Raw genomic sequence first — 12,704 nt, 5'->3', positions numbered from 1 at the left:
CTACGTCGGAGTCTGTCCGCGCGAGCGGTTCCCCGCCATGGACAACCTGTACCGGGATCGGGGGATTCGCATTACGTTGTGTTCATGTACCCGACGGTCGCCGAAGTGGTCGCACTGCCGATCGTGCGACAGGGAAAACCGCGTGTCGTGGCGGGCTCGGCCGGGATGCAGCGGCGCGTCCGCTGGGTCCATGTGGCCGAGGTCGCAGACATCGCGCCACTGCTGCGCGGCGGCGAGTTGGTGCTCACCACCGGCGTGCTGCTCGGGTCCGACGACAACGCACTGACCAGCTACGTCGACGACCTCGCCGAGGTCGGGGTGGCCGGCCTGGTGCTGGAGCTCGGCCGCCGCTGGCGCGACGACGTGCCGCAGGCGCTGGTCGACGCGGCCGAGCGGCACGGGTTGCCGCTGGTCACGCTCGCGCAGGAGACCAGGTACGTGTCGGTCACCGAGGCCGTCGTCGCGCTGATCGTGGACGCCCAGCTCGCCGAGCTGCGGGCCGCCGAGCAGGTGCACGAGACGTTCACCGCGCTCACAGTCGCCGGCGCCGAGCCGTCCGAGGTGCTGCGCGAGGTGGCGCGCACGTCCGGGCTGCCGGTCGTGCTCGAGACGCTCGGCCACGACGTGCTCGCGTACGACGCCGCTGGTCAGGATCCGTCCGAGCTGCTCGACGACTGGGGCTCGCGCTCGCGCGCGGTCACCGTCTCGGAGCGCACGGCGTACCACGCGACGTCCGGCTGGCTGGTCACCGTGGTCGGCGCACGGGGCGCGGACTGGGGACGGCTCGTGCTGCTCTCCCCCGAGGCTCCGCCGCACCGGCACGTCGTCGTCGCCGAACGCGCCGCGTCCGCGCTGGCCGTGCACCGGCTCGTCGCGCGGGACCGGGAGTCGCTGGAGCGCCAGACTCACCGCACGCTGCTCGCCCAGCTGCTCGGCCAGGCACCGCTCTCACCCGATCTCGGCGCGCGGGCGGCGGCGCTGGGCGTTCCGCTCGAACGACGTCAGCTCGTCGGTGTCGCGATCCGGCCGTCGAGCGCGATCCCGTCCGCGCAAACCCTTGCGACGCAGGAGGTGCTGCGCGACCTGGCCGAGGCGACCGCGCTGGCGGCGCGCCGGGTGACGGTGGCCGCGCTGGTCGGCGTCGTGGACGAGACGTCCGTGCGCGCGTTGTTGTCGGTGCCGCTGACCGTTGGCGTGGAAGGGGTTCTGCGCAAGGTCGCGCGCGAGATCCACCGCACGGCTGCGGGTTCGGTCGTCATCGCCGTCGGCACGACCGTGTCGTCGTCGGTCGACGTCCGGCGTTCGCTCGGCGAGGCGGCGCACGTCGCGGGTGCGGCGCTGCGCTCACCGGGATCCCAGCTGTACCACCGGCTCGACGACGTCCGGCTGCGCGGACTGCTGCACCTGCTGCGGGACGACGAGCGGGTGCGCGCATTCGCGGACCGCGAGCTGGGGCCGTTGCTGTCGCGCGACACGGCGCAGGGCAGCAGGCTGGTCGAGCTGTTGCGGTGCCTGTGCGAGCACGGCGGCAACAAGTCGGCGGCCGCCTCGGCGGCGCACCTCTCGCGCACGGCGTTCTACCAGCAGCTGTCCCGGATCGAGCAGGTGCTCGGGGTGTCGCTGGAGGACCCGGAGTCGGTGTTGTCGCTCTACGTGGCGTTGCTGGTGCACGAGATGGGCCCATGACGCGGGTGCCACCGCGTCATGGGCCCGATTCTCACGATTCTCAGCCGAGCGGCGGCAGCTGGCCCTGAACGCTCTCGACACCCGGCAGCTTGGAGACGGCCGGAACCTTCACGTCGCCGACCTTGGCGTCCGGGACGGCGTTGGTGTCGGGCAGCGTCGGCAGCGTGCCGATCGGCAGGTCACCGGGGGCCGGGAGGTCGGCGGGGACCGGGAGACCGGGGAGACCGGCGGGCAGCGAGCGCTCGGCAGCCGGGGCCTCGGGGGCCTTGACCTGCGCCGGGTTCGCAACCGGAGCCTTCACCGAAGGCAGCTTGACGCCCTTGGCGGCGTCGAGCGGGTTCGTCGTCTTGCTGGCGTCCTGGATCAGCGGGGCGACCTTCTCGGCGGCCGCGGCCTCAGGGGCGATGCCCTTCAGGTCAGGGGTCTCGGCCGCGCTGGCTGCGCCAACGAGGAGCGGAGACACACCCGCGGCGAGCAGAGCGGCGGCACGGAACAGTCCGGAACGAGACACAGTTTTCCTCACGTGGTTTTCGGGGACCGATCTTCGTTTTCATCGGCACGCCCGGTTCGCATCTATACCCACTCGATCAGGTGATTAGGGACTTGCACCTCCCGTAACGGGAGGTTCTACCGTCGGCGACGTGACGCGATGGAGCATCGGAGACCTGGCCCGCGCATCGGGCCTGACGATCCGCACGCTGTACCACTACGACGAGATCGGGCTGGTGTCCGCTTCGGAGCGGACGCCGTCCGGGCACCGCCGCTACACCGAGGCGGACGTGCGCCTGCTGTATCGGGTGAGAACGTTGCGGCAGCTGGGTTTCGGCCTGGACGACATCCGCTCGATGCTGTCCTTTTCGGACTCATTGCACTCGCTGTTCACCGCGCAGCTCGCCGCGCTGAACGCCCAGGCGGCGAAGCTCGACCAGCTGCGCTCACGGGTCGCGGACCTGTTGCGTCACGACGACACCGAGTCCCTTTTGACCACTTTGGAGATGATGTCCGTGTACGAGAGCTACTTCACCGCCGAGCAGCTGACCGCGTTGCGCTCGCGCGCCGCCTCCATGGGCCCCGAGGCGGTCGAGGCGCTGAAGACCGAGTGGTTCGGGCTGGCTTCTTCCTTGCGGGAACACATGAACGCCGGAACCCCCGTCGACGATCCGGCCGTGCAGTCGCTGTCGCTCAAGTGGGACCAGCTCGGAGCCAAGTTCACCGGCGACGACCCCGCGATCAAGGCCGCCGCCGCGGCGTCGTGGAAGGAGAACAAGGCCACCATCAGCACCCAGGTCGGCTGGCCGGCTGACGATGGCCTCGTCGACTACGTCAACCGGGCGCGGGCCAGCAGGTGAGCGCTGGCGTGGATCAGGTGCGGATCGGTCTCGACCAGCCGCGCCGCCCTGATCGCACCGTCGATGTGTTCGTCGTTGTTCGTGGCGTCAAGGGTCGGCCACGCCGGTCCTTCGACGCCGAACACGGTGATGTCGCTGAAGCCCCCTAGTTCTTGGGCCAGCTCGTCCGCCGTGTGGAAGTGCGTCTCGACGAAGCCCGCGTGCTCGTTGTAGCGGCCGGTTCTCACCACTTCGTCCACATCGGACTCATTGATCTGGGTTATTCCGCCGTTCGTGCCGAGTTCCATGAGCGTCAGGTAGCGGCTGATGCCTGCCGCGAACACCTGGCCCCCTGTTCGGAGCACTCGCTTCGCCTCGCCGATGGCCGTTTGCCGGTCCCGGGGGTCCGTGAGGTGGTAGAGCGGGCCGAAGAGCAGAACCACGTCGACGCTGTTGTCTTCTGTGTCGAGCTGCCGGGCGTCACCGATGGCCGCCGTGACGCCCGGCAGCTGAGCGGCGGCTTCGACGTGGTCGGGGACGGGGTCGATCAGGTGGACCCGGTGGCCGTCCTGGGCCAACCATTCCGCGTGGACGCCCATCGCGCCGCCCACGTCCAGCACCTTCGCGTTCTTCGGCAGCGTGCGGCGCAGGATCTCCTGTGTGCGCAGGAACTCCAGGCGTCCGTGCGGGGAGCGGGTCAGCCTCGTGCGTTCGACTCCGTCTGCGTAGTGCGCGGTGATCTCGGTGCTCATGGAGTCGATGGTTTCATCTGGTGCCAGCGATTTTCGGACAGCTTGATCATTTTCTATTTTCACTGAGTCGAGTTAATTTGGCAGGCTTGTTCTGCGGTAATATTGGCGGCATGGGTGAGGTGGGGTGCTGGACTCCATTCGGGAGTGTCAGCGGGGGATTGATTATTGGCAGGCTCGTATGGTGCGGGCGTTGGCTGAGTTTGCTCAGTCGCGGCGGCGGGATGAGTTCGCTGCTGATGAGGTGGCGGCGTGGATGAGATGGACGTCGGGCTGGGCGGTGAGTCAGTTGGCGCTCGCTGAGGATTTGGTGACCAGGTTGCCGGATACGGTCGATGCTCTGCAGCGCGGGGAGATCGACCTGTACAAGGCTCGTACTTTGAATGATCTGACCAGGCCGCTCTCGGACGAGCAGGTCCGTGTCGTGGAGGAGCGGGTGCTGGCGAAAGCGCCGGAGCAGACGGGGCAGCAGATGCGGGCGCGTGCTCGGCGGCTCGTGATGAAGGTCGACCCGCAGGGGTGGGAGGAGCGCAGGGCGGAGAAGCGGGCGCAGCGGGTGGCGTGGTTCGAGCCGCTCGAGGATGAGATGGCCCGGTTGTCGGCGGTATTGCCCGCGGAGCAGGGGACGGCGATCGCGCATCGGGTGGATGTGTTGGCCAGGCGGGCGAAGACACCGGGTGACACCCGCACGCTCAATCAGCGACGCGCGGATGTGGTCGCGGATCTGTTGCTGGCGACGCCGGACGGTTCCAGCAGCGTCAAGGTCAACCTGTATGTGACGGTGTCCGCGACGACGTTGATGGGTTTGGACGAGGAGGCCGCCGAGCTCGCCGGGTACGGGCCGATCAGCGCGTCACTCGCCCGCGAGTTGGCTGGGGATGCGACGTGGAGCCGGTTGTTGACCGATCCGGTGGACGGGAAGTTGCTGGACTTCGGGCGGATCACCTACAAGCCTCCGGCCGCGCTGCGGAAGTCCATTTGGGCGCGTGACAAGACGTGTCGATTCCCGGGGTGTATGCGGCAGGCGCAGCGCTGCGAAATCGACCACACGACCCCATTCCCTGAGGGTGCGACGTCGGCGGACAATTGTGGCGCGTATTGCAAACGCCGCCACCGGTTGAAGCACGAATCGGACTGGGTGGTCACACAGCCGTCACCGGGCAGGTTCGTCCACCGAAGCCCAGCGGGAAAGACATATGTCACCGAACCAGAGCCGGTATTGGCGGGCTTTGCCGACATTCCACCCTTCTGAAAAAAGGACGAAGAGGTGAGCGCCGGCCAGCAGCCACGGATCCGGTGCAACCAGAACCGCGAAAGGCGAGTGGCGGATCGGACCACCGCATCGCCGCGGCAGATTCCTCGGTACGACGCGGCCCGGAGGGACGCCTCGTGTCGGGCGAAGCCCGTCAAGTCCGGGAGGATCGACGCGCAGTTCCCCCGAACCGCGTGGCGCCTGCGGCAGCACACTCCGGCTGATGGTCGGAGTGTGCGACCGCTAGCACTTCTTCCAGTTCAGCTTGAACTTCGCGCTCACACTGCTGTCCGTGGAGTCCATGGACATGAAGCCGGACTTCCCCTTCACCCGCAGCTCGACGACGATCCGCAGCGGTTTCTTCTGCTTGCACGGACCGTGCACCAGCTTGCCGGGGTCGGGCTTGTCGGTGGCCTGCCAGTTGTCGCTCATCGGCCCGGCGTAGGTGTTCGTGATGTGCCGAGTCGGCCCGTGCCCGACGAAGTGGTAGCTGGCTTTCTTGATGCCGGTCGTGCCCGCGTCCAACGCCGCGAAACCGCGGTAGTCGGTCGCCTCGACGGCGTACGTGTAGTCCGCCGGATGGTTCACCCGCAGCTGGAGCTCGCAGGTCTTCTTGGCCTCAGAACCCTTGCCCTGCACCAAGAAGTCGCTGTACGTCACGGTGAACGCCTGGTTGTCCGGCGACGGCGCCACCTGCGCCGTACCAGGAGGACAACCCTCCCCGCTGACGCTCAGCACTTCAACCGAGAACCCCGGCGGCGGCACGAGAAGGGACAGGGTGAACGCGGCCACCGTCAGCGCACTCAGCATGGGCACGGACGCTAGCGTGAGGATTTCTCACTTCACTCCGCTGGACGGCCGATCCAGCGGTAGACCTGTCCATCGCGCAACTCGACTTCCGCCGGCGGGCCTACCGGATGCGCGGCCAGGTGCGCGAGAACCTTGGTGCGACCGCGCAACTTCGCCTCTCCATCGCTCCAGTGCAGGTACGGGTGCAGCAGCGGTTTGAGCGCATCCCAGTCGCCGCGGGCCGCTGCCGCGAGGACCTCGGCGGTCAGCTCGTCCACCGGACTGTCTGCGCATCGAGGACGCACGGCTCAGCCATGCGGCGAGTTTAGCGATCGACACGCGTGACTCGGCCTTCGCGAGCACGACGATGATCCCAAGCATCCGGACGGCCGGGACACCAGAAAGCCACGCCGCAGCAGGCCATTGAGGACGTTCGGCACCGAAAGTCCGCCCGAAAGTAGCAGGTCAGCGGCTTGTATGTCCCCGCTGCATACGGGGAAATGGCGACATGAGGGAACTCGAGGCGCTCGTCGAGCGCGGCTACTTCTTCCAACCGGTGTACGACCACGCGGGCGAAATCCTCGTGCTCGTCGGTTCGAAGGGCTACCTCGGATTCTACGACCACATCCACATCTGGGACGAGCACGAGGCGATCGCCGCGCGCGAGAACGGCAAGGACATCGTGTGGGCGTACGAGGGGACGACTGTGGACACGGCGCTGGCGTTGCTGCACCTGCCGGGTCCTGACCAGCCGGGTGCGCCGAGGCTCGCGCGTCCGAAGCCGACCGGACTGTGGTTGCCGAAGAGTGAGTGATCCCGTCACGCGCACCGCGCTCACCGTCGAACTGCTCGCGACCCGGTTGTCCGACAAGGCGATCCGCGTGTCCAACGAGGAGCGCGACGCGATCTGCGCCGCGCTCGCCGCGCACAGCCCGAAGATCCGCAGGGCGTTCCGGCACACCGACACGTTCCCGCTGTGGTTCACGATCGGTGTGCTGACGTTGCTGGCTGCGGCGTTGACGATCAGCGAACCGCGGGTCGCCACTCCCCTGCTGGTGATCGGCACGACCACGCTCGGCGCGTCCGCGATCCAGCTGTGGCGGCTGGGGTGGCAGACACTGGATGTGGTGATCGGCGCCTACCTGACCGCCAGCGAGGAGTAGAACTGGCAACATGGTCAACTCCGCCGACGAGCACACCCGTCACCTCGCAGCCGGCGCCAGCCCGACCGGCTGGTTCGAGGAGCTGTACGTCCAGGCCGCGCAGGGCCATGCCGAGGTGCCGTGGGACCGCGGGTCGCCGCACCCGCTGCTCGCCGAGTGGGCGCGCGACGTCGACGGCACCGGCAGGTCCGCGCTGGTCGTCGGGTGCGGGCTCGGCCGCGACTCGGAGTTCCTCGCCGCCAAGGGATTCACCGTGACGGCGTTCGACGTGTCACCGACCGCGGTCGAGACGATCCGGCGCCGCTTCCCGGACAGCCCGGTCGACTACCGGGTCGCCGACCTCCTCAACCCGCCCGCCGAATGGCACCACGGGTTCGACCTGGTCGTGGAGTCGCTGACCGTGCAGTCGCTGCCGATCTCGCTGCACGCCGAAGCGATCGCGCAGGTCGCCGGGCTGACCGGCGACCAGCTGGTCGTGCTCGCGGAAGCCCGTGACGACGACTCACCCGTCCCGGACGGCCCGCCGTGGCCGCTGACGCCGACAGAGGTCGAGCAGTTCGCCGACGGCCTGCGCGCGGAACGGATTCAGCGCATCGAGGGCCGCTGGCTGGCCGAGTTCGTCCGCCCCTGAAAACGACCACCTGGCCGCACGTGACGATACTGCCCCGTGACGGACGGCACCGACAACGACTTCACCGACCACAACCAGGGTTCGGTGGTCCAGGCAGGCCGCATCGACACGCACGTGCGAGGCCGCGACGACACGCGTGCTGAGCCATTTCGTCGCCACGGCCGAGGCAGCGGACAGCGCCCCTTTCGCCGACCACGAAGAAGGGCTGCGGTGGCTGGATCGCCACCGGTCCACACTGGTGGCAGCCGTGGGGATGGCCACCGAGCACGACCATCACCTCCTGGCGGGCCGAGCCGCACCTCGCTGAGGCGCTGCGGCTCTGCGAGGACCTCGGGCAGTGGTCGACGAAGATGATCGTGCTCAACTCGATCGGCGCGACGTTCCAGGCGTTGAAGCGGTACGACGAGGCGAACCTCTGCAGCGAGATGGACAGGCCCGACGAAGCCGAAGAGGCCGTGCGAGCAGCCGTGGAGACGTTCGAGGCTCTCGGTGACGACCACGAGGCGAAGACCGCGCGCGACGTGCTCGAGCAGATCAGAGCTGCGCTCGGATGACCGCGGCTGGCAGAGTTCGTGCGGTGAACCTCGACGTCACCTGGCACGCGGGCTCCCCGTCGCCGAAGCACGACACGCACCCGCCCCTGCAGGTGCACCGGTACGACGAGCAGACGTGGATCCTGCGGCAGAACAAGGCCGTGAACTACGAGGGCCCGTTCCTGTTCCTGCTGGCCGGGACCGAGCGGGCGATGCTCGTCGACACCGGTGCGACCGCGGACCCGGCCCACTTCCCGCTGCGCGACACGATCGACGAGCTGATCGGCTCCGAACGCGAGCTGCTCGTCGTGCACACCCACGCGCACGGTGACCACGTGGCGGCGGACGCGCAGTTCGAGGACCGTCCGTCGACGACCGTGGTCGGCAAGTCGCTGGACGACGTGACGTCGTTCTACGGCCTCACCGACTGGCCGGTCAAGAACGCGACCCTGGACCTCGGTGACCGGGTGGTGGACGTGATCCCCGGTCCGGGACACCAGGAGTCTGCGGTCGTGTTCTACGACCGCACCACCGGGCTGCTGCTCACCGGCGACACGCTGTACCGGGGCAGGCTGTACGTGTTCGACTGGTCCGCGTACCGGGCGACCATCGCGCGCCTCGTCGACTTCTGCGCGGCCAACCCGGTGACGCACGTGCTCGGCTGCCACATCGAGATGTCCACGAAGCCCGGTCACGACTACCCGATCGGCGCGGTGCACCAGCCGGACGAGCCGCCGCTGCAGATGACCGTCGACCACCTGCACGCGTTGCGCGACGCGCTGGACGTCGTGGGCGACGACATGGGCATCCACTACTTCGACGACTTCGTCATCCACCGGCACGCGGTCCACGACCACACGGCGGAACACCGGTGAGCGAGTTGCACGGGGACGTGTTCGGGCACGTCATCCAGGCCGGGAAGATCGGTTCGGTGCAGGTCGGTGCCAAGTCCCACCAGGCGCTCCACGGGCTTCCCCGCGCCTCACCGACGTTCACCGGCCGCACGGCTGAGCTCGCGTCGCTGGCGGGCGCGCCGCTGAGCGTGGTGTCGGGGTTGCCCGGTGTCGGCAAGACCGAGCTGGTGCTGCACTTCGCGCGACAGCACTCGTTCCCCGGCGGGGTGCTGCACGTCGAGCTGCACGGCTACGACCCCGATCGCCGATGGACGTCGGAACGGGCGCTGGAGTCGTTCCTGTGGGTGCTCGGCGTGCGGGAGACGCCACCCGGTGAAGCCGAGAAGGCCGCGCTGTACCGCAGCTTGCTCGCGGAGCGCGAGCCGATGCTCGTGGTGCTGGACGACGCCTCGTCGGTCGAACAGGTCACACCGCTGCTGCCCGCGGGGCATCAGGTGATCGTGACGAGCAGGCACAAGCTGACCGGGCTCACCGGTGCCCGGCACGTCGAGCTGGACGTGCTCGACGTCGACTCGTCGGTCGCGCTGGTCGGCTCCACCGAGCTCGCGTCGTTGTGCGGGCACCTGCCGCTGGCGTTGCAGATCATGGCCGCGCTGCGCGAGACCGAGCCGGAACGGCCCGACGCCGACTGGGCCGACGAGCTGCGCGAGGCCCAGTTCGACCTGCTCGACGGCCTGCAAGCGACCTTCGCCCTCTCCTACAACGCGCTTTCCGTCGAGCAGCAACGGTTGTTCCGGCTGCTGGCGTTGCACCCCGGTGACGGGTTCACCGTCGAGTGCGCGGCGATGCTGACGTACACGCCGTTCCCACAGACCCGCAAGACGCTGCGCGCGTTGCGGACCGCGCACCTGCTCGAACCCGGCTACCGGTTCCACGACCTGGTCAGGCTGTACGCGAAGGACCGGCTGGCCGAGGAGCCGGACACCGAGCGCGAGGCGGCGCTCGACCGGCTGATGGTGTACTTCACCGGCCGCAGCGCCAAGGCGGACCAGGAGTTCCGCGAGCAGAACACGCCGGCGGCGCTGGAGTGGCTCGACGACAACCGGGCGACGCTGATCAGCGCGGCCGGGCTCGCGCACGCGACGGGCAGGCACAAGGACGTGCTGTGGCTGGCGCACTGCCTGTACTTCCTGCTGCGCATCAGGTCGAGCACCTCGGCGTGGCTGGAGATCAGCGAGCTGGCCGAGTCGTCGGCGCGCGAGCTGGGCGCGGAGGACGCCGAGCTCGAGGCGCTCAACGAACAGGGCGCCGCGCTCGCGACGGCGGGACAGCTGCGGGAAGCTCACGACCTGTTGCTGCGCACCGCGCAGCGCGCGCTGGAACTGGGTATGCACGAGGCGGTGCTCCGCGCGATGAGCACGGTCAGCCGGGTGCTGCTGCTGGGTGGCCACACCGACGACGCGATCATGGTGCTGCACTCGGCGCTGGCCGAGGCCGAGAAGCTGCACGACGACCAAGCGTCGTACGTGCTGCTCGGCAACCTCGGTGCGGTCCTGCTCCACCAGAAGCGCTTCACCGAGGCGATCGAGTGCCTCGAGGAGTCGTTGCGGCGCGACGAGGACGGGTCGTACCACGCCATCAGCACCCGCAACCAGCTCGGCATCGCCTGCCTGGGCACGGGCAGGCTCCAGCAGGCGCTCCTGCACCTGGAGACGGGGCTGGCGACGTGCCGCGAGTTCGGCGACATCGCCGCCGAAGCCCGCCTGCGGCTCAACCTCGGCCGCGTGCTGTTCGCGCTCGGCAGGCACGCCGCCGCCGAGCAGGCGTGGACGGCGTCGCTCGACGGGATGCGCGCGGTGGAGACGCCGGACAACATCGCCGAGGCCGAGGAGCTGGTGGAGCAGTTCCGAGTCGGCCGGTGAAGGGTGAGCAACGCGGATCGACAGCACTTCCGTCTCACGGATGAAGCTCACGTCTTGGGGGAGGTGACCGGGTGAACGACCCCGTCGACAACCTGGTGAACGAGGCCGGAACACCGGACCGACCGCCTGCCGAACCGCCGCGGCGGCGCCGCTGGGTTCCGCTCGCGGCGGCGGCGGCCGCCGTCCTGGTGGCGGGCGGGGCGTACCTGGTGACCCGTCCGCAGTCGAGCGGCAGCACCGAGTCCGACCGGCCGTTCGGCTTCGCCACGGCACAGGCGGGATCCGAGCCGGCCGCTCCGCTCGTGGTGCGCGAGGGCACCGAGGTGCGGGCGACGGGACGGGTCGTCGCGCAGTCCGGCAAGCCGGCCAGGTTCTGCGCGCCCGCGCCGACGTTCGCGATCGCCTCGCCGCAGCACGACTGCCCGTTCGGCGTACCGGTCGTCGGGGTCGACGTGAACCAGCTGTCCCCCGACGGGACCGCCCAGCTGCGCGGCGTGTGGCGGGGTGGTGTGCTGACCGTCGCCGAGCAGAAACCGCCCGCCGCGGCGACCGTGCCCTCCGACCCGTTCGGGCCGCCGCCGTGCTCACCCCCGTCCGCCGGCTGGGAGTCTCCCGGTGAGGGCGACGACAAGGAGCTGACCCGGTACGTCCAGGAGCAGCACCCGGACCGGTTCCGCAGGCCGTGGGTGTCGTATCCGGGCGGCGTCCCGGCGACCACGATGGACATGGCGAGCGCCGCCAGGGTGCTCGTCGTCGAGGTCGTCAGCGGTGATCCGGCCGAGGAGGGCCGTGCACTGCGGAGCCGCTACAGCGGCAACCTCTGCGTCGTCAGCGCGCCCGGCCGTCCGAGCCTGGCCGACCAGGAGTCCTTGCACGCCAAGGCGAACGAGGTGCTGCACGAGCTGATGCGCGATCCGGCCAACGGCATCTACACCTCGGGTGGCGTTGACTCGGTCGAGGTCGAACTGGTGATGGTCACGCCCGCGCTGCAGGAGAAGCTCGCGAAGATCGGCGGGCTCGCGCTGCGCCCGTGGCTGCGACCGGTGGCCTGACTACAGGCGGTCCTTGATGAACCTCAGCGCCTCGGGCATCACCCGGCGCCAGTAGCCGTTGTCGTGCGCGCCGTGGTCGAACGACCGCACCTGGGCTTCGACGCGCGCCGCGAGGTCCTGCGCGGGATCGTGGAACGGGTCCTCCCGCCCGCACCACACGCCCACCGGCGCTGTGACCTCGCCGGTGTGCCGCAGCGGTTCGTGCGCCTCCCAGATCTCGCGCGACGCGAACCCCTTGATCACGTCCGCGTCCTCCCACGTCGGGAACAACGCCGGGCTGATCGCCGCGACGGCCCGCAAGGGCACCCGCCGGGCCAGGTCCAGCACCCCGAACCCGCCCATCGACACGCCGAGCGCGGCCACCACCGGCTCGGGCAACTCGAGATCCACCCAGTAGTCCTCGTCGCCGTCGACCGCGAGGATCGAGAACCCGCCACCGGCAGAGGTGAGGAACTGCGGCAGCCCGAGCCCGACCCACCAGTCGACGTCGCCGCCGCGTCCGTGCAGTGCGAGCACCGGAGGCCCGGAGCCGATCACCGCACCCCACGGCTTCCGCACGACGGCCGCGGGCGACACGGAGGGCACCTCGCCGTCCGGACCGGTCCGCCCGAGCAGACGACGGCCGCGGACGGAGTTCGCGCCCAGTCCGGCCGCCCCCAGTCCGAGCACGCCGGCGCCGATCAGGAGGCCGCGACGGTTGATCGTCATGTCACCAGTGAACACGCAACGGACACAATGTGCGCCG

General features: G+C 69.4%; 15 protein-coding genes. 10 read left to right on the top strand and 5 right to left on the bottom strand.

The genetic code is table 11. The features are described 5' to 3' along the window. Positions 1 to 84: 84 nt before the first annotated feature. Positions 85 to 1,686 carry a PucR family transcriptional regulator gene (locus tag FKR81_RS13465; RefSeq protein WP_146351697.1) on the top strand — a complete coding sequence of 534 codons (1,602 nt, stop codon included), beginning with the start codon at positions 85 to 87 and terminating at the stop codon, positions 1,684 to 1,686. Positions 1,687 to 1,726: 40 nt separating this feature from the next. Here the strand turns inward: FKR81_RS13465 and FKR81_RS13460 are convergent, their stop codons facing one another. Beyond that, a complete protein-coding gene (locus FKR81_RS13460; RefSeq protein WP_146351695.1) occupies positions 1,727 to 2,197 on the bottom strand; it encodes a hypothetical protein in 471 nt (156 codons plus the stop codon). Between the two features lie 130 nt (positions 2,198 to 2,327). On the opposite strand from FKR81_RS13460, the gene FKR81_RS13455 reads away from it, so the two are divergent. Next, entirely contained in the window at positions 2,328 to 3,035 is a 708-nt protein-coding gene (locus tag FKR81_RS13455; RefSeq protein ID WP_146351693.1) for a MerR family transcriptional regulator, read from the top strand. Here the strand turns inward: FKR81_RS13455 and FKR81_RS13450 are convergent. Continuing rightward, positions 3,005 to 3,766, bottom strand: a complete 762-nt coding sequence (locus FKR81_RS13450; RefSeq protein ID WP_146351691.1) for a class I SAM-dependent methyltransferase — start codon at positions 3,764 to 3,766, stop codon at positions 3,005 to 3,007. The two genes, FKR81_RS13455 and FKR81_RS13450, sit on opposite strands and share 31 nt — an antisense overlap. Positions 3,767 to 3,890: 124 nt before the next feature. Between FKR81_RS13450 and FKR81_RS13445 the strand changes: the two genes are divergently transcribed. Then, entirely contained in the window at positions 3,891 to 5,015 is a 1,125-nt protein-coding gene (locus tag FKR81_RS13445; RefSeq protein WP_146351689.1) for an HNH endonuclease signature motif containing protein, read from the top strand. A gap of 243 nt (positions 5,016 to 5,258) precedes the next feature. On the opposite strand, the gene FKR81_RS13440 is transcribed toward FKR81_RS13445, so the two are convergent. Further along, the gene (locus FKR81_RS13440; protein ID WP_235921536.1) at positions 5,259 to 5,825 is read right to left on the bottom strand and encodes a DUF4360 domain-containing protein; all 567 of its coding nucleotides are present in this window, start codon (positions 5,823 to 5,825) and stop codon (positions 5,259 to 5,261) included. A 32-nt stretch (positions 5,826 to 5,857) separates the two neighbouring features. After that, positions 5,858 to 6,082, bottom strand: a complete 225-nt coding sequence (locus tag FKR81_RS13435; protein WP_146351685.1) for a nuclear transport factor 2 family protein — start codon at positions 6,080 to 6,082, stop codon at positions 5,858 to 5,860. A gap of 230 nt (positions 6,083 to 6,312) precedes the next feature. Between FKR81_RS13435 and FKR81_RS13430 the strand changes: the two genes are divergently transcribed. The 7 genes from FKR81_RS13430 to FKR81_RS13400 all read left to right on the top strand — a co-directional run bounded on the left by FKR81_RS13430 (position 6,313) and on the right by FKR81_RS13400 (position 11,959). Further along, positions 6,313 to 6,618, top strand: a complete 306-nt coding sequence (locus FKR81_RS13430; protein WP_146351683.1) for a hypothetical protein — start codon at positions 6,313 to 6,315, stop codon at positions 6,616 to 6,618. Beyond that, a complete protein-coding gene (locus tag FKR81_RS13425) occupies positions 6,611 to 6,967 on the top strand; it encodes a hypothetical protein (RefSeq protein ID WP_146351681.1) in 357 nt (118 codons plus the stop codon). Before FKR81_RS13430 ends, FKR81_RS13425 begins: the two co-directional genes overlap by 8 nt. A 10-nt stretch (positions 6,968 to 6,977) precedes the next feature. Further along, positions 6,978 to 7,598 carry a class I SAM-dependent methyltransferase gene (locus FKR81_RS13420; RefSeq protein WP_146351679.1) on the top strand — a complete coding sequence of 207 codons (621 nt, stop codon included), beginning with the start codon at positions 6,978 to 6,980 and terminating at the stop codon, positions 7,596 to 7,598. A 350-nt stretch (positions 7,599 to 7,948) separates the two neighbouring features. After that, positions 7,949 to 8,152, top strand: coding sequence for a hypothetical protein (locus tag FKR81_RS13415; RefSeq protein ID WP_146351677.1), 204 nt, complete (start codon positions 7,949 to 7,951; stop codon positions 8,150 to 8,152). A 23-nt stretch (positions 8,153 to 8,175) separates the two neighbouring features. Then, complete coding sequence (locus FKR81_RS13410) at positions 8,176 to 9,006, top strand: MBL fold metallo-hydrolase (protein ID WP_222598256.1); 831 nt, start codon at positions 8,176 to 8,178, stop codon at positions 9,004 to 9,006. Next, positions 9,003 to 10,907, top strand: coding sequence for a tetratricopeptide repeat protein (locus FKR81_RS13405; protein WP_146351673.1), 1,905 nt, complete (start codon positions 9,003 to 9,005; stop codon positions 10,905 to 10,907). Before FKR81_RS13410 ends, FKR81_RS13405 begins: the two co-directional genes overlap by 4 nt. Before the next feature lie 71 nt (positions 10,908 to 10,978). After that, positions 10,979 to 11,959, top strand: a complete 981-nt coding sequence (locus FKR81_RS13400; RefSeq protein ID WP_146351671.1) for a hypothetical protein — start codon at positions 10,979 to 10,981, stop codon at positions 11,957 to 11,959. Here the strand turns inward: FKR81_RS13400 and FKR81_RS13395 are convergent, their stop codons facing one another. Beyond that, positions 11,960 to 12,667, bottom strand: coding sequence for an alpha/beta hydrolase family protein (locus FKR81_RS13395; protein ID WP_146351669.1), 708 nt, complete (start codon positions 12,665 to 12,667; stop codon positions 11,960 to 11,962). Positions 12,668 to 12,704 lie beyond the last annotated feature (37 nt).

Origin of the sequence: Lentzea tibetensis (genome assembly GCF_007845675.1) — a bacterium.
Classification (GTDB): Bacteria; Actinomycetota; Actinomycetes; order Mycobacteriales; family Pseudonocardiaceae; genus Lentzea; species Lentzea tibetensis.
Note: the sequence above shows the minus strand (reverse complement) of the source record. Positions and strands in the feature narration are given on the sequence as shown.